Raw genomic sequence first — 22,776 nt, forward strand, 5'->3', positions numbered from 1 at the left:
TACGCGCAAGAAGTCGCGGCGCACCCGGTGTGCCGTGCAAGGAGCACACGTGTCACTCGATCAGCCACTGGCCCCGCTTCCCGAGGAGGGCACGGGTTTCGCCACGGCGTGGCCCGTCCGGGCCGGCGACGTGGATCCTTATCAACGACTGCGCCTGGATGCCGTGGCGCGCTACCTCTCCGATATCGCGTGGGACGAGCTGAATCAGACGGCCCTGCATCTCACCGACCCCACCTGGATCGTGCGCCGCACCGTCATCGACGTGATCCGCCCGGTCGTCTGGCCCGATCACGTCCATCTCGAGCGCTGGTGTTCGTCGATGTCGACCCGGTGGACGAATATGCGCACGCGGATCACCAGCGAACGCGGCGGGCTGATCGAGACCGAGGGATTCTGGATCAACCTCAGCGAATCGAGCAATCTCCCCGCTCGGATCAGCGACGACGGCCTCGCCTACCTGGCCCGCTCCACCGACGAGCACCGCCTGCGCTGGCGGCCCTATCTCACCGATCCGGCACCACGCGAGTCCGACACCGACCTGCCGTTCCCGGTGCGCGCGACCGATATCGACCAGTACAACCACGTCAACAACGCCTGCTACTGGCAAGCCGTCGAGCAGTTCCTCGTCGACTTCCCCAAACTCGTCGCCGGACCGCATCGCGCGGTGATCGAGTACGTGGCACCGGTGCTGGCCCGCGAGCACATCACCGTGCGCGCGCGCCACGAACCGGGCGACCGCACCGGTCAGATGGTGCTACGGCTGTGGTTCGTGGTCGGCGGCGTCACGACGACCGTCGTACGGATCATGCCGCTGCCTGTGTAATTCGGCGCCGGCGCCGTATCCGCCGGGGCGGCGGGTGCCGAGCCCGGCAGGGGCGGGTTCCCCTGCCGGATCCACGGCTAGCCCTTGGCTGCTTTCAGCAGGTCGGCGCGGGTGGTGAACTTGACCCGTGGCCTACCTGCCGCCTTGCCCGCGGTCTTCTCGGCCTGGTCGATGGTCTTCCAGCCCTTACGGTCGACCAGCTCGGGCTGACGTTCGGCGAGCAGGGCGCGCAGAGCGGCCCGGTCGCCGGTCGGCGCGGTGAGCTTGCCCGCGATGAAGTCGGCGATCAGCGCTTCGACGGTTTCCTCGGCGTCGACGCGGTTGGAGCCGATCACCCCGCGCGGGCCGCGCTTGATCCAGCCGGAGACATAGACACCGGGTACGGGCTCGGTCGCCTCGATGACCCGACCGTGCTCGCTGGGCACGGTGCCGCGGCGCTCGTCGAAGGGCAGGCCCGCGATGGGTTCGCCGCGGTAGCCGATGGAGCGCAGCACCAGCCCGGCGTCGATGGTTTCGGTGCGGTCGGTGGCGGTGGCCACCAATTGCCCGTTCTCCTCGGTCAGTTCGTTGTGCACGAACTCGAGCGCGGTGACCGCGTCGGTCCCGTGCACGGCCGTCGGCGTGGCGAGGTAGCGGAAGACGATCCGCTTGTTCGAAAGGTCCGGTTTCGCCGTCGAATACTCCTGCGCGAGTTCGTACTTCAAGCGCAGCGAGGGCTCGATGTTCGGATCGTCGAGGATGGCGCGGCTGTGCGGGTCGAGTTCGATATCGGCGGGATCGACGATCACATCGACATTGTTTCGATGCGTGAGCGCGAGGAACTCCGGCGAGCTGTACGCGGCTTGCAGCGGGCCGCGTCGACCGAGGACCACGACCTCACGAATATTGCTGCGACGGAGGGCGTCCAGCGCGTGGTCGGCGATGTCGGTCTTGGCGAGCTCGTCCGGGTCGCCGGTGAGCACGCGCGCCACGTCGAGGGCGACGTTGCCGTTGCCGACGATCACCGCGCGCTCGCCGGACAGGTCGAACTCGCGGTCGGCGAAATCGGGGTGACCGTTGTACCAGGCCACGAACTCGGTCGCCGAATGGCTGCCGGGCAGATCCTCGCCGGGGATGTCGAGCGAGCGGTCGCTGGAGGCCCCGACGGCGTAGATCACCGCGTGGTGGTGCGCCAGCAGTTCCTGGTGATCGATGTGTTCACCGACCTCGACATTGAGGTAGTACTGCAGGGTGTCGCGGCGGAATGCCGACTCGAACATCTCGGCGACGCCCTTGGTCCCCGCGTGATCGGGGGCGACGCCCGCGCGGACCAGACCCCATGGAGTCGGCAGCCGGTCGAACATCTCGACCTCGACATCGCTGCGCCGCAGCAGTTCGTCGGCGGCATAGCAGGCCGCCGGGCCGGCGCCGACGATCGCGACGCGCAGCGTACCCAGACTCTTGGGCGGGCGGGTCGGGGTACTCAGTGGGTCGAAGTTCGACTCGAGCGGGTGGCGCTGGAAGTAGGCCGCGTTGATCTCGCGGTACCTGGACAGCGAGGCGAGCAGATCGTCTTCGGAGAAGATCGCGTCCACCGGGCACGCGTCGACGCAGGCACCACAGTCGATGCAGGTGTCAGGGTCGATGTACAGCATCTCCGCCGTGGCGAACTCTGGTTGATCCGGAGTCGGGCGGATGCAGTCGACCGGGCATTCGGTGACGCAGCTGGCGTCGTTGCAACAACGCTGCGTGATGACGTAGGCCATAGGTGCAGATCCTCGAAATGTGTGGTCGGTGGCTCGAGGCGTCTCCGCGACGGCCCGCGGCGGGTAAGCCGCGAACGCATCATCGGTGACGCAGCTTTCAGTGTGCCTCGAGTGTGACCGCGACCTCACCGCTGCCCACGATTACGGTGGTCACATGGTGGCGACCCTGATTCTGATGCGGCACGGAAAATCGGCCTATCCCGACAATGTCGACGACCACGCGCGCCCGCTGGCACCGCGTGGCGAACGGGAGGCGGCGCTGGCCGGGGACTGGCTGCGCGCCACCGTGGCGCCGATCGACGCCGTGCGCTGCTCGACCGCCGAGCGCACCAGGCAGACGCTGGCCGCCAGCGGCATCACCGCGCCGGTCGAGTACACCGACGACATCTACGAAGCGAACCCGCACACCCTCATGGAGCTGATCGGGCTCACCGACGACTCGGTGTCGACGCTGCTCGTCGTCGGCCATGTGCCCGGAATCCCCTGGACGGCTTGGGAACTGGCAGGCAACCGCGAGTCCGACCAGGCGACCGAACTCAGCCGCAAGTTCCCCACCTCGGCGCTGGCAGTGCTCGAATTCGACCGACCGTGGGCACAGCTCGGTCCCGGCACGGGCGAACTCGTCTCGTTCCACGTGCCGCGCTGAAGCGCCCCGGCACGGCCGGGTCATTTCAGCAACTTGCCTCCGACGAGGATGCCCACACCGAGCAGCACGAGGAGCACGAAGGCGACGAACCCGTTCGTCAGCGCCCACACCACCCCTAGCACCAGTACCACCGGAGCCACCGCGATGGCGGTGATCACCGGGCTCTCCTTGACCGTTTCCCAAGCCGAGCGGGCCCTGACGCGGTCGATGTCCTTACCAGCCATGTGATCCACACTACGTTTACGTAGGACCCCGGCACACCGGCTTGCGCGCAACGGACATGTGATCCGCACCTTGTTTCTGTCGGACACCACAACGATGCTTGACCGCATGGATTGGAAAATCGAACTCGTTGCCATCCCGGTCACCGATGTCGACCGGGCCAAGGATTTCTACACCAGCATCGGCTTCAACGCCGATCACGACCACACTCCGAGCCCGGATATCCGGTTCGTCCAGCTCACCCCGCCGGGGTCGGGATGTTCGATCTGCATCGGGCGTGGGCTCACCAGCGCCGCGCCGGGCAGCGTCGAGGGTATGCAGATGGTCGTGGCCAGCGCCGACAAGGCCTATGAACAGCTGATCGCCGCGGGCGTGCAGGCCACTCCCGTCGAGGACATGGGCTGGGGCCGGTTCACGTTCTTCGCCGACCCCGACGGCAACAAGTGGGCCGTCCAGGAGCTGCCGAACTACAGCTGACTTCTCCCTTCCCGTGCGAACAGGTATTGCTTGGAGTGCACTCCAGGTCGATACCGTCTAGAAAGTTCCACGGGAAGGGACGAGCACGATGGATCAGGACGCGGCACCGCACGCCGACAGCGACGCCGACGAGCGCGAGCGGCCCAGGTATTCGATCGGCCAGGTGGCGCAACGCTCGGGGCTCAGCCGCGACACTCTGCGCTGGTACGAGCGGATCGGGCTGATGGGCTACATCGGTCGCGACCACACCGGCAACCGCCGGTTCAGCGACCGCGACCTCGAATGGCTGGCGCTGATCGGTCGACTGCGACTCACCGGCATGCCGGTGGCCGACATGATCCGCTACGCCGAACTGGTGCGGGCCGGTGAACAGACCTACCCGCAGCGGCTGGAGATGTTTCGGCAGACCAGATCCGACGTGCTCGACAAGATCGCGGAGCTGCAACAGACCGTGGCTGTTCTCGACTACAAGATCGGCGTCTACGAAGGCCGATCCGATGTGGTCCGTCCCGCCACGATCACCGTGCACACGAGCGAAGGAAGCGACACATGAGCACCACCGCGACACTGCCGACCACCACTCTCGGCGCCGACGGACCGACGGTCGGCACCCAGGGGCTCGGCTGCATGGGCATCAGTGAGTTCTACGGCGACACCGACGCGGCCGAATCGCGGGCCACCCTCGACCACGCGCTCGAACTCGGCGTCTCCCTGTTCGACACCGCCGATGTGTACGGCTCGGGCCACAACGAGCGATTCCTGGCCGATTTCGTGCGCGCCAACCGCGACAACCTGGTGATCGCCACGAAATTCGGTCTCGTGCGCAAAGCCGACGACCCGACCTACCGCGGCTTCGACAACTCCCCCGCCTACATCCGCGCGTCGGTCGAGGCCAGCCTGCGCAGGCTCGGCGTCGACACCATCGATCTGTACTACATGCACCGACGCGACCCCGCGGTGCCGATCGAGGAGACGGTCGCCGCGATGGCCGAACTCGTCGCGGCGGGCAAGGTGCGCGCGCTCGGGCTCTCCGAGGTGACCGGTGACGAGTTGCGCGCCGCGCACGCGGTGCACCCGATCGCGGCGGTGCAGTCGGAGTGGTCGCTGTTCTCCCGCGACGTGGAACGCACGGCGGTGCCCGCGGCGGCCGAGCTGGGTGTGGCGTTCGTTCCGTACTCGCCGCTGGGTCGCGGTTTCCTCACCGGCGCCTTCCGGTCGGCGAAAGACTTGGGCGCCGAGGACTTCCGCCGGTTCCAGCCGCGCTTCACCGGCGACAACGCCGAGCACAACGCCGCATTGCTCGCGCCGCTGGCCGCGATCGCGGCGGCACACGACATCACCCAGGCCCAGGTCGCGCTCGCCTGGGTGCACTCGAGGGCGTCCGCGCACAACCTGTCCGTGGTGCCGATCCCCGGTACCCGCAAGCGGACCCGGTTGACCGAAAACGTCGCCGCGGCGTCCGTAGGACTCTCGGCCGACGACCTCGCGGCGCTGGCCCCGATCGCCGGCGAGGTGGCGGGCGACCGGTACACCGACATGTCGTTCACCTCCGCCGGGCGCGAATAGCTGACGGTGTGCCGGGGCTCGGCGGCCCACCGCGCGCGGCGCTACTATCGCGAAGGTGACCGAAAGCCGTGACCGTGTGTGGATCGACAAGCAACACCCGGCTGTTTTCAGGGCACTCAGTGCGGTCGCCGCCGAAGTACGCGCGGCCGCCACGGCCGCGGGGATCGATCGGCGGCTGATCGAGCTGATCAACCTGCGGGTGTCGCAGATCAACGGCTGCCCGTACTGTCTGGCGGTCCATGAGCGCGCCGCGCTCGGCGCCGGCCTGTCGGCCCAGGAGATCACCGTGCTGCCCGCGTGGCGTCGCGGCGGGGCCTACTCCGCCGCCGACCGCGCCGCACTCGGACTCGCGGAAGCGGTCACCACCCTGCCCGCCGAGGAGAACACCGACCGCGAATACGAGATCGCGCGCGAGTACTGGTCCGAGGAACAGATTTCGGTGATCGTGTGGATCGCCGTGACGATCGGCGCGTTCAACCGCGTGTCGATCCTGAGTGCGCACCCCGTCCCGGTGCGTAAGGAGCGTAAGAAGATGTCCGAGACAACCCCCGCGCAGCCGGCCTCTACCGAACCGGAGCGCCGCGTGGCACGCAACGAGGCCCAGAACCGCTACGACGTGTTCCTCGACGGCGAACCCGCCGGCTTCGCCGAGTACGTCGAGCGTGGCAACGACACCGACTTCGTCCACACCGAGATCGACGGCGCTTTCGCGGGCAAAGGGCTGGGCGGAGTACTGGCCAAGCAGGCGATCGAGGACGTGATCGCGCGCGGGCGCACCATCACCGCGCACTGCCCGTTCATCCGCGGCTACCTGGACAAGCATCCCGAGTACGACGCTCACGTGGTGGGCAAGGGCATCCCTCGTGAGTGACCTGGAGGCGCATCCCACCGAGGCGCTGTGCGAGCCTTCACCGGGCCCCGGGCCGGTCGCCGAGCTGTATCCGGCCAGGGAGGTGCCGCTCGGCGGGGTGCGCGGGGTGTATGTGGAACGCACACTGCCGCAACGGGATCTGCCGACCGTCGGCGCGTGGTGTTTTCTCGACCGGTTCGGGTCGCCGACCGTCACACAGACCGGCGCCTCCCCCGACATCCTGCCGCACCCACACATCGGGTTGCAGACGGTGACCTGGCCGCTCGACGGCCGGATCCGGCATCGAGATTCCGTGGGCTCCGATGTGGAGATCGAGCCGGGTCAGCTGAACCTGATGACCTCCGGTCGCGGCATCGCGCATTCGGAGTTCGCCGTGCCGGGAGCGCCCGCGGGCAACGGCCTGCAGCTGTGGATCGCGTTGCCCGGCACCGCGACCGGCGTCGAGCCGCATTTCGAGCAGCATCGCGAACTGCCCGTCTACGAGCAGCCCGGGCTGCGAGCCACCGTACTGATCGGCTCACTGGGCGGTGTCACCTCACCGGCGCACGCCTACACCCCCATCGTCGGGGCCGATATCGTGCTCGATCCCGGTGCCGAGGTCCGGCTTCCGCTGGCGAGCGAGTTCGAGCACGCGGTCCTGGTGATCGAGGGCTCGCTGGAAGTCGAGGGCATCGAGCTCACCGCGGGCCCGCTGCTGTACCTGGGCACCGACCGCGCCGAGCTGCGGCTCTCGACCGCCGCGGGCGCGCATTTCGCGCTGATCGGCGGCGCCTCGTTCACCGAGGAATTGGTGATGTGGTGGAACTTCGTCGCCCGCAGCCACGAGGAGATCGTCGACGCGCGCGAGGCCTGGGAAGCCCACGACACCAACCGCTTCGGCGGGGTCGCGGGCCACGCTCACCAGGAGCGCATCCCCGCGCCACCACTACCGCCCTTGCGTCTGAAGCCGCGCAAACGCGCCACCGGCGGCGACCGCCACTGACCGAGCCGGGTTCAGCCTGCCAGCAGGGCGTCCAGCGCCCGATAGCTGTCGTTGAGGCCGACCTCCATGCCCGAGGCGAGCATGCCCGCGCATTCCTCGGCGGTATGGAAGATGCTGTCGGTGGCGACCCGGGTGCGGCCGTCACCGAGGTCGGTGAAGGTGGTCGAGTCGATGCAGATATGGGCGGGCATGCCGTCCCACTCGAAGGACTGCACGATGCGCTCCTTCGGGGTGATCTCGCGGAAGCGGCCTTCGAAACCGTGGGACTGGTCGCCGTCGTGTTCGACGAAACGCCAGTGCCCGCCCTTGCGGAACTCCCAGCGCTCGACGTCGACCACGTGGCCGCGTCCCCACCAGCGCGAGAGCTGCTCGATGCGGCTGTAGGCGTCCCAGACCCGGTCCAGCGGCGCGTCGAAATCGCGTTCGATGTGGAGTTCGCGGTCCGAGGTGGAGGTGATGACGGCGTTGTCGGTGGACTTGGTGGTTGTGCTCATTGCTCTGGCTCCGTTCGTTGCAGGAATTCACCGAGACGGTCCATCCGGGCTTCGAGCATCTGCCGATAACCCTGCATCCAGGCCACCTCACGATCGAAAACGCGCTCGGAGATCCGGCAGTACCGGACCCGCCCGCGCTTCTCGGTGACCACCATGCCCGCGTCCTCGAGCAACCCGATGTGCTTGGAGATGCCGGTCAGGGTCATCTCGAACCGCTCGGCCAACTCGCTGATACTCGCGGGCCCACGCCCGAGTTGCTCGAGGATGCCCCGCCTGGTGGGGTCCGCGAGCGCCCCGAACGAGGCATCCAGGAAGTCATACTGAACCATCTAGTTCAGTATTGCTCGACGAGGTCGTCCGGTCAAGGCTTTTCACCAAACCCTGGACGCGCCCCCGAATCGACTACTACGCTTTGTCGTAGAAATCGGGCGGGCATTCATCGAGGGGGATACTCATGGAAAAGACCACCTGCTGCGTCGTCGGCGGTGGCCCCGCGGGCACCATGGTCGGCCTGCTGCTGGCCAGAGCCGGAGTCGACGTCGTTGTGCTCGAAAAACACGCCGACTTCCTCCGAGATTTCCGCGGCGACACCGTGCACCCGTCGACGGTGCGACTGATCGACGAATTGGGCCTGGGCGCCGAGTTCGCCAGGTTGCCGCGCTCCGAGCTCACCCGGATGTGCATGTACGCGGGCGACCGCATGGTGGTCGCCGCCGATCTCACGAGGATTCCCGGCAAGTACCGACACATCGCCATGGTGCCCCAATGGGACTTCCTCGACCTGCTCACCAGCGCCGCGGCCGAAGAACCGAGCTTCACGTTGCGCATGCGCTCGACCGCGACCGGACTGATCGACGAGGCGGGCAAGGTGGCCGGTGTGCGCTACCTCGATGCCGACGGCGTCGAACACGCACTGCGCGCCGATCTCGTGATCGCCTGCGATGGACGCGATTCCGTGGTGCGTGAGGCCGCGGGCCTGCGCCAACGGATGGAAGACGTGCCGATGGACATGTGGTTCTTCCGTATTCCGAAGGCGACCGACGACGTCGACGGCGGCGCTGTGCAAGCCCGCTTCACCAGCGGCAACTCCGCGGTCGCCATCGACCGCGGCGACTACTACCAGACCGGCTACATCATCGAAAAAGGCTGCGACGCGCAGCTTCGCGCCGCGCACGACGTGCGATGGCTGCGTGATCGCGTCACTGAACTCTTCGGCTGGTCCAGCGAAGCGACGGCGGCGATCCAGACCTGGGACGACGTCGCGCTGCTCGAGGTCACGGTGGGCATGCTCGACCGATGGCATGTGCCCGGCCTGCTGTGCATCGGCGATGCCGCGCACACGATGTCACCGGTCGGCGGAGTCGGCGTCAACCTGGCGGTGCAGGACGCCGTGGCGGCCGCGCGCATCCTGGCGCAACCGCTGCTCGACGGCACCGTGCATTGCGCCGACCTGGAAAAGGTGCAGCGCAGGCGAATGCTGCCGGCGAGCTTCACCCAACGATCCCAGCGTGGCGAGCACGAGATGCTCATCGCGCCCGCGTTGCGCGGCACCCTGCACACCGCGCCCCTGCCGCTGCGCGTGGTCGACGCCGTGCCCGCGCTCGCCGGACTCACCGCCTACCTCGGCGGCATCGGCCTGCGCCCCGAACACGCACCGGAGTTCGCGCGACGTCCACGGATCGGCGTCGAACCATCGGATGCGCGGCGCTGATTTTCCCGCCCCTGCCGATCGCCGACTTTTCGAAAAGTGGGCGCAACGGCTAGGTTTGCCGCGACGAACGGGCGATCGAGGCCCGGATGAGGCAGCAGGAGGCTTGCGGGATGAGGATCGGCACTGGGGTCGGGGCGGCGCTGCTCGCCATGGGGGTCATCGTGGCGGCGGCCGGGAACGGGCACGCCGAGCCCGCTCCGGTTGTCGCCGAACAGCCTGCCGAGGCACCTTCGCTGCGCGGGGTGGACAAGGGCGTGACCTACCAGGTGAGCGCGACCGATGATCGACGCTCGGTGGTCACCAGCGTCGACACCGGCCGGTTCCACCTCGTCCACGACGCGAAAGTCGTGACGCTGACCGACGAATCGGGTGCCGTACTCGCGGCGCTGCCGATGCTCGTGCGCGTCGGCGAGCACACCGTGCCGCTCACGCCGTCGATCGACGAGAAGGGCACCAGCCTGACCCTCACCCCGGTCAGCGAATCCGCCACCCCGGTGCGCGACATCAGCGCTCAGGAACGTTTCTTCGCCGAAACCCAACGGCTGCAACCGAAGATCATCGAGGGCGCCGCGATCGGAGCCGCCATCGGTTTCGTCCTCGGCTTCCCGCTCGGCCTGTTCGTCCTCGACTTCATCACCGTCCCGGTCGCCACGGTCGCAGGCGCGGCGATCGGCGCTCTCGCCGGGTACGCGTTGGCCGGTGGTCAACCCGCGATCGACACCGCGCTGGCCTATGTCACCGGGGCGCCCTGATTACTCTTGCACTGCGGACCGAGGAGTTGAGTACCGATCACGCAGGTAGGCGAGTAGTCGCTGCGCCGCGTTCGAGGTGAGCAGGGTTTCACAGATCGTGCCGATCGAGGACACCGTCGGCGCCATCGCCGAGGTGGCGACGCTCGCCGCGCGAACGCTCGAGATCATCGACGGCGGGTTGTCGCCGGTCTCCGCTACCGTTGACTGCAGTACGTCCGCACGGGTGGGTGGTGATGAGAGTGGTGTTCGACCCGCTGGCCGATATCGAACGCGCCCTGGCCGAACAGGCCGGGTGGACGTGGTTCGACGATTACCTGCTGTACACGTGCGGAGTGGCCGATCTCCTCGCACGCGGCGAAGTGGCGCTGGTCCCCCACACCGCCACACGAGTCCGGACCGAGCCCGGGGAAGTCGCGCTGGCCGAGGGCGCGGTCAATTGGTACGCGTGGCGGGCGACGGGCGACAGTAGCCGAGTCCCCGCCGTCGGCCCGAACCCGATCGTCACGGCCGCGCAGTTGGGCAATGCCGTCGTGAACCGAACGCGCCGCACGCAGGCAGCGGCCGCCGCGCAACCACGCTGGGTGGCGGAGCGAGCCGGGACAGTGATGATCTCGAACCGGCGCCTGCATCTCACCAATCCCGACCGATCGTTCTCGCTGCACTGGCCCGCGCTCGAGTCCATCGACCTCACGGCGCCGGATCGGGTCGGCTGCCGGTTCCCCGACCGAGACGGCAAACTCCAGCAGATACAAATCCAAACCCCTTGGGCAGCATTGCTTTTCGTCAGTGCTGCCCTGCAGTACTTCCCGCATCACCCGCAGCTGAGGGACGGGACCTGGCTGCCCGCGGGCTTCGAGGACAAGTGTCATCTGGCGGGAAAGAAGTGCCCGAAGGTGCGGTAGCCGCACTCTCGTACCGCCAGGCACTACCCGGCGGTCTGCCCGACGTGAGCCGGCCGATGCGCGTGAACAACCGGCCGGCCGAGTCGACTCCGATCACCTCGCCGATCATGCTGATGTGGAAACTCTCACTGCCGTAAGGAATTTCGAGTTCGGGCTCTGCTCGATGGACTCACGGACAGGCTGTCGAGCTGGTTACTCCCCACGGCGTTGCGGCGGGCTACTTCTGGCGCGCGCGATAGGCCGCGACGGCATTGCGATTACCACAGGCGGTACTGCAGTAGCGGCGTGAACGGTTGCGCGACAGATCGAGCACCAAGCCGTCGCAGGTGTCGTCGGCGCAGACCGTCAGACGGCTCAGGTCGTCGGCGCGGATCAGGTCGATCATGGCCATGGCGGTTTCGACGGCGATGCGGACCGGCAACGCGGCCTCGGGGGGCACCGCGTGGACGTGATAGTCGATATCACCGTGGCGGACGAGCTGCGGCACGGCGCGATGCTCGGCGAGCGTGTCGTTGACCAGGATGACGGCCGCGTCCCGGTCGCTGGTGAGCAGCCGGCGCAACGGCGCGCGGATGGCCCGCACGGCCGCCAGTTCCGCGGCGTCGTCGGCGTGCGCGCCGGTATAGACGTGCCGGTGCAGGAACTCCGCGAGTTGGGCGGTCTCGGTGAGCGTGTCCGGATCTTCCGCGGAGTTGACCAGCTCGACCGCCGCCAGCAGCGCCGCCTCGGTGTCATGAGCAAAAACCACGTTGACATATTACCGCAGCCTACTTACCGTCATTAGTCATGGAGACTTTGACTCATGACGGCGCGGCGAGTCGGATCCGAACCGGGCTGTTCTTCGCCCTCGCCTCCGCGACCTCGTTCGGGCTGTCGGGGCCCCTCGCGCGCGGGCTCATGGATGCGGGTTGGAGTGCGGCCGCGGTAGTGGCCGCACGCGTCCTGCTCGCCGGAGTTGTCCTGTTGCCCTTGGCGATTCACCAACTGAAGCGAAATTGGCAACTGGTGCGCGCCAACGCGAGCCTGATCGCCTTCTACGGCCTGGTCGCCGTGGCGGGCACCCAGCTCGCGTACTTCAACGCGGTCGCGCGCATGGAGGTCGGCACCGCGCTGCTGATCGAGTTCGCCGCCCCGATCGCCGTCGTCGGCTGGCTGTGGGCGCGCCATCGACAGCAGCCGGGAGCCGCCACCGTCGCGGGCGCCGCCCTCGGCATCACCGGCCTCATGCTGGTCCTCGATGTACTGTCCGGGGTTTCCACCGACCCGATCGGCATCGTGTGGGCGCTGGGCTCGATGGTCGGCGCCGCCGCCTATTTCCTGCTGTCGGCCGAGGGCGTCGCACTGCCCGGCACGGTGCTGGCCGCGGGCGGCCTGCTGATCGGCGGCCTGGCTCTGCTCCTCGCGGGCGCCGTCGGCATCGTCCCCCTCCACGCCACCACCGACCCCGCCGTCTTCGAGGACTTCACCACCCCCTGGTGGATCCCCATCCTTCTCATCGGCATCGTCACCGCCGCGATCGCCTACGTCACCGGCATCGCCGCCACCCGCCGCCTCGGCTCCCGCCTGGCCTCCTTCGTAGCCCTCACCGAAGTCCTCGCCGCCCTCATCTTCGCCTGGGCCCTCCTCGGCGAAGCCCCCCGCCCGATCCAATTGCTCGGCGGCGCACTGATTCTCATCGGCGTCATCACCGTCCGCCTCGGCGAACCCACGACCACCGCACTCGGCGACCCCGAAACACCGGCCGACACCCTCGAAGAGCTCGACACACCTTCCCAACCCGGAGCTTGAAAAACCAACCAGCGCCATAAGCTCTGACTTATACTCGAGAGCGTGGAATGGGAGATCGTGCTACTGGAGCCAGTCGACCACTGGTTCATCAAGCTGTGCGAGTCCGACCCTGCCTCGGCAGCCTTGATCGAGCAAGCGCTGGACCAACTCGCCGCCGTTGGTCCGGCACTGGGCAGACCTCTGGTCGATACCCTCGAACACAGTCGGTTGAAGAACCTGAAGGAGTTGCGTCCAGGTTCGAGTGGTCGGTCGGAAATCCGAATGCTGTTCGTGTTCGATCCGGATCGCCATGCGATCATCCTGGTCAGCGGCGACAAAACAGGCCGCTGGTCCAAGTGGTACGACGACGCGATTCCGCTGGCCGAGCTCCGGTACGCCGACTATCGCGCCGATAGCGAGAAGGAGATCTGATGACTGGTGCACGAAGCTGGCGCGAAGTGAAAGAAGAAGCTCACCGGCTGCACCCTGAGCTGGACGATCCGAAGGTCCAGGCAGCCGCAGCCGAGCAGTTGGCAGGCCGCATCGCCGGACACCATCTCAAGGAGCTCCGACAGACCGTGGGAAAGACACAGGCCGAACTCGCAGCTGCCCTCGGAGTAAGTCAGGCCCGTATATCCCAGATCGAGAACGGCGACCTGGCGGCCATGGAACTCGACACCCTCCGCGCCTACGCCCGCGCACTCGGCGGTCACGTCGACATCAGTGTGAGCGTCGGCCCGCACACCATCAAGGTCGCCTGACTTCTCGGACTTATCACGAGAAATCGATCTCTGCTCCCGGAAAAGCCCGAACCCGCACTACACAATCAGTATGCCGGTCCGCAGACGGCGGCGGCTTGTTCCTCGGTCATGGGATGCCTGCCGAGCAGGGCCGCTGTTGTCCAGACCAGAGTGCTGTAGACGCGAGGGCAACCCCCGGTGATCGCGTGGCAACCCCGACAGCGAAAACTTTTGCGCTGGAAGTACTACGAAGGGGTTTCCATGTCCTATCTCACACCGGCGAATTTCGTCGAGAAGATGATCGACGCCGGCGAGGCCAAAGCGTTCATGTCCACCCGCGACACCATGATTCGCGCCTACATGGCAGGCGCGATCCTCGCCCTCTCCGCTGCGTTCGCGGTGACCATCACCGTGAACACCGGCGAACCACTGCTCGGCGCCGTGCTCTTTCCGGTCGGCTTCTGCATGCTCTACCTGCTCGGATTCGATCTACTCACCGGCGTTTTCACGCTGGTTCCCCTGGCCTTGATCGACAAGCGCCGTGGAGTCACCGTGCGCGCGATGCTGCGCAACTGGGGACTGGTCTTCGTCGGCAACTTCGCCGGGGCGTTCACCGTCGCGGTGATGATGGCGATCACCCTCACCATGGGATTCTCGGTCGACCCCAGCATCGTCGGCGAAAAGCTCGGCCACATCGGCGAATCCAGGACCCTCGGATACGCCGAGCACGGCGCCGCGGGCATGCTCACACTGTTCATCCGGGCCGTGCTGTGCAACTGGATGGTCTCCACCGGCGTGGTCGCCGCGATGATGTCGACCTCGGTGTCGGGCAAGGTGATCGCGATGTGGATGCCGATCATGCTGTTCTTCTACATGGGTTTCGAACATTCCATCGTCAACATGTTCCTGTTCCCTTCAGGCCTCCTCCTCGGCGGTGACTTCTCGGTCGGCGACTACCTGATCTGGAACGAAATCCCCACCATCGTCGGCAATCTCGTCGGCGGGCTCACCTTCGTAGGCCTCACCCTCTACGCCACCCACGCCCGCACAGCGCCCTCCCGCCCCCGCCCCGAACCCGCCGAAGCCCCAGAATCGCCTACCGGTCGGGATACTCCCCTTCAGTGATCGTCAGCGTTGTGCCGGGCACCAACTCATGAAAACGGCCCCCGCTCTCGAAAGAGCGGGGGCCGAAATCTATTGCCTACCTACTGCTCAGCGGTAGTCGCTGAAGCCGTAGTCGTCCAGCGGCACCGCTGCGCCGGTGGAGGAGCCGAAGCTGTCCGGGGAGTAGTAGGTGTCGTCGTAGGACGGCACCGCGTACGCCGCGGCACGGGCTTCTTCGGTCGGCTGCACCTGGATGTTGCGGTAACGGTTGATACCGGTACCGGCCGGGATGAGCTTACCGATGATCACGTTCTCCTTCAGGCCGATCAGCTTGTCGGAGCGGCAGTTGATGGCCGCGTCCGTCAGCACTCGGGTGGTCTCCTGGAAGGAAGCCGCCGACAGCCACGAATCGGTGGCCAGCGACGCCTTGGTGATACCCATCAGCACGGGACGGCCCGAAGCCGGCTCGCGGCCTTCGGCCACCACGCGACGGTTCGAGTTCTCGAACTCGGCACGCTCGGTGAGCGAACCGGGCAGGAACTCGGTCGCACCCGAATCGATGATCGTCACGCGACGCAGCATCTGGCGAACGATGACCTCGATGTGCTTGTCGTGGATCGACACACCCTGCGAGCGGTAGACCTCCTGGACCTCGTGGACCAGGTGGACCTGCACCTGACGGGGACCCATCACGCGCAGCACCTCGTGCGGATCGGCAGCGCCCTCGAGCAACTGCTGACCCACCTCCACGTGGTCACCGTCGGCCAGCAGACGCTCGGAGCCGTCGTCGTGCTTGAAAACACGCAGACGTTGACGCTTCGAGAGCTTGTCGTAGACGACTTCCTCGGACCCGTCATCAGGGATGATCGTGATCTTGTAGAAGCGGTCGTCGTCCTCGAGACGCACCCGACCCGAGACCTCCGCGATCGGCGCCTTGCCCTTGGGGACACGGGCCTCGAAGAGCTCCTGAACACGCGGCAGACCACCGGTGATGTCGTCGCCGGCGACGCCACCCTGGTGGAAGGTACGCATGGTCAGCTGGGTACCGGGCTCACCGATGGACTGGGCCGCGACGATGCCGACGGCCTCGCCGATATCGACCAGCTTGCCGGTGGCCATCGAACGGCCGTAGCAGGTGGCGCAGACGCCGGTGCCGGTGGTGCAGGTCAGCACGGAGCGAACCTTCACCTCGGTGATACCGGCCTCGAGCAGCGCCTCCAGCGCGGGGTCGCCGAGGTCGGCGCCCTTCGCCACGATGACGTTGCCCTTGGCGTCGACCGCGTCGGACGCCAGGGTCCGAGCGAAGGTCGAGGTCTCGACGTGCGCGTCACGAATGATCGTGCCGTCGGCCAGCTTCTCCGCGATCGGCACCACGATGCCGCGCTCGGTGCCACAGTCCTCTTCGCGGACGATGACGTCCTGCGACACGTCCACCAGACGACGGGTCAGGTAACCCGAGTCGGCGGTACGCAGCGCGGTGTCGGCAAGACCCTTACGAGCACCGTGGGTGTTGATGAAGTACTCGAGCACGGTCAGGCCCTCACGGAACGAGGACTTGATCGGGCGCGGGATGAACTCACCCTTCGGGTTCGTCACCAGGCCCTTCATACCCGCGAGGGTACGGGTCTGGGTGAAGTTACCCGTGGCGCCGGAGTCGACGATCGTGATGATCGGGTTGTCCGGCGGGTAGTGGGTGCGCAGCGCGGCGCCCACTTCCTCGGTGGCTTCCTGCCAGATCTTGACGAGCGCGTTGTTGCGCTCGGCGTGATCGAGCGCACCACGCTGGTACTTCTTCTCGATCAGGTCCGCCATGGCCTCGTAGCGTTCCATGATCTCGGGCTTCTCCGGCGGAACGAGCACGTCCGACATGGAGACGGTGACACCCGAACGCGTGGCCCAGTAGAAACCGGCGTCCTTGAGCTTGTCGACGGTCTGCGCGACGACGATCATCGGGTAACGCTCAGCGAGATCGTTGATGATCGTGGCCTGACGCTTCTTCGGCATCGGCTCGTTGATGAACGCGTAGTCCGCCGGGAGCAGATCGTTGAAGATCACGCGACCCAGCGTGGTCTCGGCCAGCCAGGCCTCGCCACGCTTCCAGCCGTCCGGGAACAGCTCGCTTTCGATGTCACGCGGCGGGCGCTGCTCGGTCAGTCGCACCTTGATGGTGGACCGCACGGTCAGCTCGCCACGATCGACGGCCATCTGCGCCTCGGCGGGCGAGGAGTACACGCCGTACTCCGGCACATCCTTGGCGGAGGCCCGGTAGGTGCCCGCACCGTCCTCGTCGAGACGGGTCAGGTAGAACAGGCCCGTCACCATGTCCAGACGCGGCATCGCCAGCGGGCGACCCGACGCCGGGGACAGGATGTTGTTCGACGACAGCATCAGGATGCGCGCCTCGGCCTGCGCCTCCGCGGACAGCGGAAGGTGCACGGCCATCTGGTCACCGTCGAAGTCGGCGTTGAACGCCTCACACACGAGCGGGTGCAGCTGGATGGCCTTGCCTTCGACCAGCTGGGGCTCGAAGGCCTGGATACCCAGGCGGTGCAGGGTGGGCGCGCGGTTCAGCATCACCGGGTGCTCGGCGATGACCTCTTCGAGGACATCCCACACCTGGGCACGCTGACGCTCGACCATCCGCTTGGCGGACTTGATGTTCTGCGCGTGGTTGAGATCGACCAGACGCTTCATGACGAACGGCTTGAACAGCTCGAGCGCCATCAGCTTCGGCAGACCACACTGGTGCAGCTTCAGCTGCGGACCGACGACAATGACCGAACGGCCCGAGTAGTCGACGCGCTTGCCGAGCAGGTTCTGACGGAAACGACCCTGCTTGCCCTTGAGCAGATCGCTCAGCGACTTCAGCGGGCGGTTACCCGGTCCGGTGACCGGACGGCCACGACGGCCGTTGTCGAACAGTGCGTCGACCGACTCCTGCAGCATCCGCTTCTCGTTGTTGACGATGATCTCGGGGGCACCGAGATCGATCAGTCGCTTGAGGCGGTTGTTGCGGTTGATCACGCGGCGGTACAGGTCGTTCAGGTCGGAGGTGGCGAACCGGCCACCGTCGAGCTGAACCATCGGACGCAGCTCCGGCGGGATCACCGGGACAGCGTCGAGCACCATGCCCATGGGCGAGTTGCCGTTGGTCTGGAAGGCCGCGACGACCTTCAGACGCTTGAGCGCACGCAGCTTCTTCTGGCCCTTGCCACTGCGAATGGTCTCGCGCAGCTTCTCGGCCTCGGCGTTGATGTCGAAGTTCTCCATCAGCTTCTGGATGGACTCCGCACCCATGGCGCCGGTGAAGTACTCGCCGTAACGGTCGACGAGCTCGCGGTAGAGCACCTCGTCGACGATGAGCTGCTGAACCGACAGCTTGGTGAAGGTGGTCCAGATCTCGTCGAGACGGTCCAGCTCACGCTGCGAGCGGTCGCGCAGCTGACGCATTTCGCGCTCGCCGCCGTCCTTGACCTTGCGACGCACGTCGGACTTGGCGCCCTCGGCTTCCAGCTCGGCCAGGTCGGCTTCGAGCTTCTGCGCGCGGGCCTCGAGGTCGGCGTCGCGCTGATCGGCGACAGCCTTCTTCTCGACCTCCATCTCGGCTTCGAGCGTGGAGAGCTCGTTGTGACGCAGCTCCTCGTCGACACCGACGATGACGTAGGCGGCGAAGTAGATGATCTTCTCGAGATCCTTCGGCGCCAGGTCGAGCAGGTAACCCAAGCGCGACGGAACGCCCTTGAAGTACCAGATGTGAGTAACCGGAGCGGCCAACTCGATGTGGCCCATCCGCTCGCGACGCACCTTGGCGCGAGTTACCTCGACGCCACAGCGCTCACAGATGATGCCCTTGAAGCGGACACGCTTGTACTTGCCGCAGTAGCACTCCCAGTCCCGGGTAGGACCGAAGATCTTCTCGCAGAAGAGCCCGTCCTTTTCCGGCTTGAGCGTGCGGTAGTTGATGGTCTCCGGCTTCTTCACCTCGCCGAAAGACCACTGGCGGATGTCATCGGCGGAGGCAAGGCCGATCCGGAGTTCATCGAAGAAGTTGACGTCTAGCACGTAACTTCCTTTCCCCTATTCGGGTCGAATTCGAGCAAAAGTTCACTAGTTTGGTCGAGCGCGGGGCGCGGTGCGACTGCCCTTTCCACGGGACAGCCGCACCGCGCTTACCACCTAGTTCGCCAGATCGTCGATGGTTGCTGCTTCGTTCCTGGACAGGTTGATGCCCAGGTTCGCCGCAGCGCGCTCCAGATCCTCGTCTTCGCCGCCACCCATCTCGATCGCGGCGCCGTCCGAAGACAGCACCTCGACGTTGAGGCACAGTGACTGGAGTTCCTTGAGGAGCACCTTGAACGACTCCGGAATGCCCGGCTCCGGAATGTTCTCGCCCTTGACGATGGCCTCGTAGACCTTCACGCGGCCGACGACGTCGTCGGACTTGATGGTCAGGAGTTCCTGCAGCGTGTACGCCGCACCGTAGGCCTGCATGGCCCAGCACTCCATCTCACCGAATCGCTGACCACCGAACTGCGCCTTACCACCCAGCGGCTGCTGGGTGATCATCGAGTACGGACCGGTCGAACGGGCGTGGATCTTGTCGTCGACCAGGTGGTGCAGCTTCAGGATGTACATGTAACCGACCGCGACCGGGTACGGGAACGGCTCACCCGAACGACCGTCGAACAGCGTCGACTTACCGTCGGCGTTGACCATTCGCTCACCGTCACGGTTGGGCAGGGTCGAGCCGAGCAGACCGGTCAGCTCGTCATCCTTGGCACCGTCGAAGACGGGCGTGGCGATGTTCGAGTCGGCGGGTGCCGACAGCATCTCCTCGGGCAGCGTGGCCGCCCAATCGGGACGCGTACCGTCCGTGGCCACGTCGATGTTCCAGCCGGCCTTACCGATCCACCCGAGATGGGTTTCCAGGATCTGGCCGATGTTCATACGACGGGGCACACCGTGGGTGTTCAGGATGATGTCGACCGGCGTGCCGTCGGGCATGAACGGCATGTCCTCGATGGGGAGGATCTTGCCGATGACGCCCTTGTTGCCGTGGCGACCGGCGAGCTTGTCGCCGTCCTGGATCTTGCGCTTCTGGGCCACGTAGACGCGGACCAGCTCGTTCACACCGGGAGGCAGATCGTCGTCGTCTTCACGCGAGAACACGCGAATGCCGATGACCTTGCCGGACTCACCGTGGGGCACCTTCAGCGAGGTGTCGCGAACTTCGCGAGCCTTCTCGCCGAAGATGGCGCGCAGCAGACGCTCTTCCGGGGTGAGCTCGGTCTCGCCCTTGGGCGTGACCTTGCCGACCAGGATGTCGCCGTCGCGAACCTCGGCACCGATGCGGATGATGCCGCGCTCGTCGAGGTCGGCCAGGACCTCGTCGGAGACGTTCGGGATATCCCGAGTGATCTCCTCGGCACCGAGCTTGGTGTCGCGGGCATCGATCTCGTGCTCTTCGATGTGGATCGAGGTGAGAACGTCCTCTTCCACGAGGCGCTGCGACAAGATGATCGCGTCCTCGTAGTTGTGGCCTTCCCACGGCATGATCGCGACGAGCAAGTTCTTGCCCAGCGCCATCTCACCGTTCTCGGTGCAGGGGCCGTCCGCGAGGACCTGCCCCTTCTCTACCCGATCGCCCTCGTCCACGATCGGACGCTGGTTCGAGCAGGTGCCCTGGTTCGACCGGTTGAACTTGCGCATCCGGTAGGACTTGCGGCTGCCGTCGTCGGCCATCACCGTGACGTAATCGGCCGAGACCTCTTCGACCACACCGGGCTTCTCGTTGATGACAACGTCGCCGGCGTCGACGGCAGCGCGCAGCTCCATACCGGTGCCCACGATCGGGGACTCGGAACGGATCAGCGGCACGGCCTGACGCTGCATGTTCGCGCCCATGAGGGCACGGTTGGCATCGTCGTGCTCGAGGAACGGGATCATGGCCGTCGCGACCGACACCATCTGGCGCGGCGAGATGTCCATGAAGTCGACCTGCGCCGGCGACACGAACTCGACCTCTTCGCCCTGACGGCGGACGAGCACCTTCTCCTCGAGGAAGCGACCTTCGGCGTCGACCGGGGAGTTGGCCTGCGCGCGAACGTAGCGGTCTTCCTCGTCGGCGGTCAGGTACTTGACCACGTCGGTGACCTTGCCGTCGACGACCTTCTGGTACGGGGTCTCGATGAAGCCGAACGGGTTGACCCGCGCGTACACCGACAGCGAACCGATCAGGCCGATGTTCGGGCCTTCCGGGGTCTCGATCGGGCACATGCGGCCGTAGTGCGACGGGTGGACGTCACGAACTTCCAGACCCGCACGCTCACGGGACAGACCACCGGGGCCCAGCGCCGACAGGCGGCGCTTGTGGGTCAGACCCGACAGCGGGTTGTTCTGGTCCATGAACTGCGACAGCTGCGAAGTTCCGAAGAACTCCTTGATCGCCGCGACAACCGGGCGGATGTTGATCAGGGTCTGCGGCGTGATCGCCTCGACGTCCTGAGTCGTCATCCGCTCACGAACGACACGCTCCATGCGGGACAGGCCCACGCGGATCTGGTTCTGGATGAGCTCACCGACGGTGCGCAGACGACGGTTACCGAAGTGGTCGATGTCGTCGATCTCGACGGGGACCTCTTCACCGCCGGGGGCGGTCATCGTGCGGTCACCGGCGTGCAGGCGCACCAGGTACTCGATGGTGTCGACGATGTCTTCCTTGGTGAGAACCGAGGAGGTCACCGGCTCGTGCACGTGGATGCCGAGCTTCTTGTTGATCTTGTAACGACCCACGCGAGCCAGGTCGTAGCGCTTCTCCTTGAAGAACAGGTTCTCCAGCAGAGTCTGCGCGGACTCCTTGGTCGGCGGCTCGCCCGGACGCAGCTTGCGGTAGATATCGAGCAGCGCCTCGTCCTGGCCGGGCGTGCTGTCCTTCTCCAGGGTGGACATCATGATCTCGGAGAAGCCGAAACGCTCGACGATCTCCTCGGTCGTCCAACCCAGCGCCTTGAGCAGCACGGTAACCGGCTGACGACGCTTGCGGTCGATACGGACACCGACGGTGTCGCGCTTGTCGACGTCGAACTCCAGCCACGCGCCGCGCGACGGAATCACGCGCACGCTGTGCAGGTCCTTCTCGGTGGTCTTGTCGATGTTGTGATCGAAGTAGACGCCCGGGGAACGGACCAGCTGAGAGACGACGACACGCTCGGTGCCGTTGATGATGAAGGTGCCCTTGTCGGTCATCATGGGGAAATCGCCCATGAACACCGTCTGGCTCTTGATCTCGCCGGTGTTGTTGTTGATGAACTCCGCGGTGACGAACAACGGCGCCGCGTAGGTCATGTCCTTCTCTTTGCACTCGTCGATGGAGGCCTTGACCTCTTCGAAGCGCGGATCAGAGAACGACAGGGACATGGAACCGGAGAAGTCCTCGATCGGAGAGAGCTCTTCGAGCACCTCCTCGAGGCCGCCTGCGAGACCGACATCGCCGCGAGCGGCTGCCTTCTCGCGCCAGTCGGGTGTACCGACCAACCAGGCGAACGAGTCCGTTTGTAGGTCGAGAAGTCCGGGCACCTCCAAGGGCTCTCGGATCTTCGCGAACGAAACCCTCAACGGGGCTCCGGGGATACCAGCCTTGGTCTGGGTGGAGACTGCCAAGATGCGTCCTTCCAGCACCTCACGCGCGTCGCGTGGTGGTCCGCGACCGTCGCTTGTCTGCTACGAGTTCCGCTGGTTACAACCCGAACGAAACCTGAACAGGCAGCAGCGGAAGTAACACCGGAAGGGTGGAACTCACGAGTGCGAATCAAGGTGTGGACAGGAGGCAGCCAGCGCAACGTCCAAACTTACACCCCTAGACAAGGGAGTGTCAACATACCATCCGTGTGACCGCTCGCACGGATAACGCGCCGAAGCCCGTGGACGCTGGCTGCGTCGGGTTCCTTCGGCGCCGGGCCAACTTCTAGCCGACCG

22 protein-coding genes are annotated in these 22,776 nt (G+C 66.2%); 14 read left to right on the forward strand and 8 right to left on the reverse strand.

The genetic code is table 11. From position 1 onward, the window contains the following. The first annotated feature begins 49 nt into the window (after positions 1-49). Positions 50-823, forward strand: a complete 774-nt coding sequence (locus ACFWUR_RS04580) for an acyl-[acyl-carrier-protein] thioesterase (protein WP_378901830.1) — start codon at positions 50-52, stop codon at positions 821-823. Between the two features lie 77 nt (positions 824-900). Here the strand turns inward: ACFWUR_RS04580 and ACFWUR_RS04585 are convergent, their stop codons facing one another. Continuing rightward, positions 901-2,568: an FAD-dependent oxidoreductase gene (locus ACFWUR_RS04585; RefSeq protein ID WP_378901833.1), complete on the reverse strand. Its 1,668-nt coding sequence runs from the start codon at positions 2,566-2,568 to the stop codon at positions 901-903. Between the two features lie 154 nt (positions 2,569-2,722). On the opposite strand from ACFWUR_RS04585, the gene ACFWUR_RS04590 reads away from it, so the two are divergent. Beyond that, positions 2,723-3,214 carry a SixA phosphatase family protein gene (locus ACFWUR_RS04590; protein ID WP_378901836.1) on the forward strand — a complete coding sequence of 164 codons (492 nt, stop codon included), beginning with the start codon at positions 2,723-2,725 and terminating at the stop codon, positions 3,212-3,214. 20 nt (positions 3,215-3,234) lie between these two features. Here the strand turns inward: ACFWUR_RS04590 and ACFWUR_RS04595 are convergent, their stop codons facing one another. Next, positions 3,235-3,438, reverse strand: coding sequence for a hypothetical protein (locus tag ACFWUR_RS04595; protein ID WP_378901839.1), 204 nt, complete (start codon positions 3,436-3,438; stop codon positions 3,235-3,237). 106 nt (positions 3,439-3,544) lie between these two features. Here ACFWUR_RS04595 and ACFWUR_RS04600 point away from each other — a divergent pair, with 106 nt between their 5' ends. The 5 genes from ACFWUR_RS04600 to ACFWUR_RS04620 all read left to right on the forward strand — a co-directional run bounded on the left by ACFWUR_RS04600 (position 3,545) and on the right by ACFWUR_RS04620 (position 7,332). Beyond that, positions 3,545-3,913, forward strand: a complete 369-nt coding sequence (locus tag ACFWUR_RS04600) for a VOC family protein (protein WP_378901841.1) — start codon at positions 3,545-3,547, stop codon at positions 3,911-3,913. An 88-nt stretch (positions 3,914-4,001) separates the two neighbouring features. Continuing rightward, complete coding sequence (locus ACFWUR_RS04605) at positions 4,002-4,466, forward strand: MerR family transcriptional regulator (protein WP_378901844.1); 465 nt, start codon at positions 4,002-4,004, stop codon at positions 4,464-4,466. After that, positions 4,463-5,479, forward strand: coding sequence for an aldo/keto reductase (locus tag ACFWUR_RS04610; protein WP_378901847.1), 1,017 nt, complete (start codon positions 4,463-4,465; stop codon positions 5,477-5,479). The genes ACFWUR_RS04605 and ACFWUR_RS04610 overlap by 4 nt, the downstream gene beginning before the upstream one ends. A 55-nt stretch (positions 5,480-5,534) precedes the next feature. Then, the gene (locus ACFWUR_RS04615; RefSeq protein ID WP_378901850.1) at positions 5,535-6,350 is read left to right on the forward strand and encodes an N-acetyltransferase; all 816 of its coding nucleotides are present in this window, start codon (positions 5,535-5,537) and stop codon (positions 6,348-6,350) included. Further along, positions 6,343-7,332 carry a pirin family protein gene (locus ACFWUR_RS04620; protein WP_378901853.1) on the forward strand — a complete coding sequence of 330 codons (990 nt, stop codon included), beginning with the start codon at positions 6,343-6,345 and terminating at the stop codon, positions 7,330-7,332. The genes ACFWUR_RS04615 and ACFWUR_RS04620 overlap by 8 nt, the downstream gene beginning before the upstream one ends. Positions 7,333-7,343: 11 nt before the next feature. On the opposite strand, the gene ACFWUR_RS04625 is transcribed toward ACFWUR_RS04620, so the two are convergent. Together ACFWUR_RS04625 and ACFWUR_RS04630 are read right to left on the reverse strand one after the other, a co-directional pair. Next, the gene (locus ACFWUR_RS04625) at positions 7,344-7,826 is read right to left on the reverse strand and encodes an SRPBCC family protein (protein ID WP_378901856.1); all 483 of its coding nucleotides are present in this window, start codon (positions 7,824-7,826) and stop codon (positions 7,344-7,346) included. After that, positions 7,823-8,155 (reverse strand): ArsR/SmtB family transcription factor, encoded by a 333-nt coding sequence (locus tag ACFWUR_RS04630; protein ID WP_378901859.1) that lies wholly within the window; start codon positions 8,153-8,155, stop codon positions 7,823-7,825. The genes ACFWUR_RS04625 and ACFWUR_RS04630 overlap by 4 nt, the downstream gene beginning before the upstream one ends. A 125-nt stretch (positions 8,156-8,280) precedes the next feature. On the opposite strand from ACFWUR_RS04630, the gene ACFWUR_RS04635 reads away from it, so the two are divergent. Both ACFWUR_RS04635 and ACFWUR_RS04640 read left to right on the forward strand, forming a co-directional pair. After that, the gene (locus tag ACFWUR_RS04635) at positions 8,281-9,537 is read left to right on the forward strand and encodes an FAD-dependent oxidoreductase (RefSeq protein ID WP_378901862.1); all 1,257 of its coding nucleotides are present in this window, start codon (positions 8,281-8,283) and stop codon (positions 9,535-9,537) included. 110 nt (positions 9,538-9,647) lie between these two features. Then, complete coding sequence (locus ACFWUR_RS04640; RefSeq protein ID WP_378901865.1) at positions 9,648-10,289, forward strand: hypothetical protein; 642 nt, start codon at positions 9,648-9,650, stop codon at positions 10,287-10,289. Here ACFWUR_RS04640 and ACFWUR_RS04645 read toward each other — a convergent pair whose 3' ends face one another. Beyond that, complete coding sequence (locus ACFWUR_RS04645; protein WP_378901867.1) at positions 10,290-10,457, reverse strand: hypothetical protein; 168 nt, start codon at positions 10,455-10,457, stop codon at positions 10,290-10,292. 65 nt (positions 10,458-10,522) lie between these two features. Between ACFWUR_RS04645 and ACFWUR_RS04650 the strand changes: the two genes are divergently transcribed. After that, the gene (locus tag ACFWUR_RS04650; protein ID WP_378901869.1) at positions 10,523-11,191 is read left to right on the forward strand and encodes a hypothetical protein; all 669 of its coding nucleotides are present in this window, start codon (positions 10,523-10,525) and stop codon (positions 11,189-11,191) included. Positions 11,192-11,408: 217 nt separating this feature from the next. On the opposite strand, the gene ACFWUR_RS04655 is transcribed toward ACFWUR_RS04650, so the two are convergent. Beyond that, the gene (locus ACFWUR_RS04655) at positions 11,409-11,939 is read right to left on the reverse strand and encodes a CGNR zinc finger domain-containing protein (RefSeq protein ID WP_378901871.1); all 531 of its coding nucleotides are present in this window, start codon (positions 11,937-11,939) and stop codon (positions 11,409-11,411) included. A 38-nt stretch (positions 11,940-11,977) separates the two neighbouring features. Between ACFWUR_RS04655 and ACFWUR_RS04660 the strand changes: the two genes are divergently transcribed. From ACFWUR_RS04660 to ACFWUR_RS04675, 4 genes are all read left to right on the forward strand, one after another. Continuing rightward, complete coding sequence (locus tag ACFWUR_RS04660; RefSeq protein WP_378901874.1) at positions 11,978-12,979, forward strand: DMT family transporter; 1,002 nt, start codon at positions 11,978-11,980, stop codon at positions 12,977-12,979. Between the two features lie 42 nt (positions 12,980-13,021). Then, on the forward strand, positions 13,022-13,390 hold the full coding sequence (locus ACFWUR_RS04665; protein ID WP_378901877.1) for a type II toxin-antitoxin system RelE/ParE family toxin: 369 nt from the start codon (positions 13,022-13,024) through the stop codon (positions 13,388-13,390). Then, complete coding sequence (locus ACFWUR_RS04670) at positions 13,390-13,719, forward strand: helix-turn-helix domain-containing protein (RefSeq protein WP_378901880.1); 330 nt, start codon at positions 13,390-13,392, stop codon at positions 13,717-13,719. The genes ACFWUR_RS04665 and ACFWUR_RS04670 overlap by 1 nt, the downstream gene beginning before the upstream one ends. Before the next feature lie 240 nt (positions 13,720-13,959). Then, entirely contained in the window at positions 13,960-14,823 is an 864-nt protein-coding gene (locus ACFWUR_RS04675) for a formate/nitrite transporter family protein (protein ID WP_378901883.1), read from the forward strand. An 87-nt stretch (positions 14,824-14,910) separates the two neighbouring features. Here ACFWUR_RS04675 and ACFWUR_RS04680 read toward each other — a convergent pair whose 3' ends face one another. Continuing rightward, entirely contained in the window at positions 14,911-18,864 is a 3,954-nt protein-coding gene (locus tag ACFWUR_RS04680) for a DNA-directed RNA polymerase subunit beta' (protein WP_378901886.1), read from the reverse strand. Positions 18,865-18,978: 114 nt separating this feature from the next. Continuing rightward, positions 18,979-22,479, reverse strand: a complete 3,501-nt coding sequence (locus tag ACFWUR_RS04685; protein WP_378901889.1) for a DNA-directed RNA polymerase subunit beta — start codon at positions 22,477-22,479, stop codon at positions 18,979-18,981. Between the last annotated feature and the right edge of the window lie 297 nt (positions 22,480-22,776).

Source organism: Nocardia sp. NPDC058633 (assembly GCF_042717045.1).
Classification (GTDB): domain Bacteria; phylum Actinomycetota; class Actinomycetes; order Mycobacteriales; family Mycobacteriaceae; genus Nocardia.

Excerpts from the sequence above, each read along its gene's own strand:
- ACFWUR_RS04585 (WP_378901833.1), bottom strand. The coding sequence starts at position 2,568 with ATGGCCTACGTCATCACGCAGCGTTGTTGCAACGACGCCAGCTGCGTC.
- ACFWUR_RS04590 (WP_378901836.1), top strand. The coding sequence starts at position 2,723 with ATGGTGGCGACCCTGATTCTGATGCGGCACGGAAAATCGGCCTATCCC.
- ACFWUR_RS04595 (WP_378901839.1), bottom strand. The coding sequence starts at position 3,438 with ATGGCTGGTAAGGACATCGACCGCGTCAGGGCCCGCTCGGCTTGGGAA.
- ACFWUR_RS04600 (WP_378901841.1), top strand. The coding sequence starts at position 3,545 with ATGGATTGGAAAATCGAACTCGTTGCCATCCCGGTCACCGATGTCGAC.
- ACFWUR_RS04605 (WP_378901844.1), top strand. The coding sequence starts at position 4,002 with ATGGATCAGGACGCGGCACCGCACGCCGACAGCGACGCCGACGAGCGC.
- ACFWUR_RS04610 (WP_378901847.1), top strand. The coding sequence starts at position 4,463 with ATGAGCACCACCGCGACACTGCCGACCACCACTCTCGGCGCCGACGGA.
- ACFWUR_RS04625 (WP_378901856.1), bottom strand. The coding sequence starts at position 7,826 with ATGAGCACAACCACCAAGTCCACCGACAACGCCGTCATCACCTCCACC.
- ACFWUR_RS04630 (WP_378901859.1), bottom strand. The coding sequence starts at position 8,155 with ATGGTTCAGTATGACTTCCTGGATGCCTCGTTCGGGGCGCTCGCGGAC.
- ACFWUR_RS04635 (WP_378901862.1), top strand. The coding sequence starts at position 8,281 with ATGGAAAAGACCACCTGCTGCGTCGTCGGCGGTGGCCCCGCGGGCACC.
- ACFWUR_RS04640 (WP_378901865.1), top strand. The coding sequence starts at position 9,648 with ATGAGGATCGGCACTGGGGTCGGGGCGGCGCTGCTCGCCATGGGGGTC.
- ACFWUR_RS04645 (WP_378901867.1), bottom strand. The coding sequence starts at position 10,457 with ATGATCTCGAGCGTTCGCGCGGCGAGCGTCGCCACCTCGGCGATGGCG.
- ACFWUR_RS04650 (WP_378901869.1), top strand. The coding sequence starts at position 10,523 with ATGAGAGTGGTGTTCGACCCGCTGGCCGATATCGAACGCGCCCTGGCC.
- ACFWUR_RS04660 (WP_378901874.1), top strand. The coding sequence starts at position 11,978 with ATGGAGACTTTGACTCATGACGGCGCGGCGAGTCGGATCCGAACCGGG.
- ACFWUR_RS04670 (WP_378901880.1), top strand. The coding sequence starts at position 13,390 with ATGACTGGTGCACGAAGCTGGCGCGAAGTGAAAGAAGAAGCTCACCGG.
- ACFWUR_RS04675 (WP_378901883.1), top strand. The coding sequence starts at position 13,960 with ATGTCCTATCTCACACCGGCGAATTTCGTCGAGAAGATGATCGACGCC.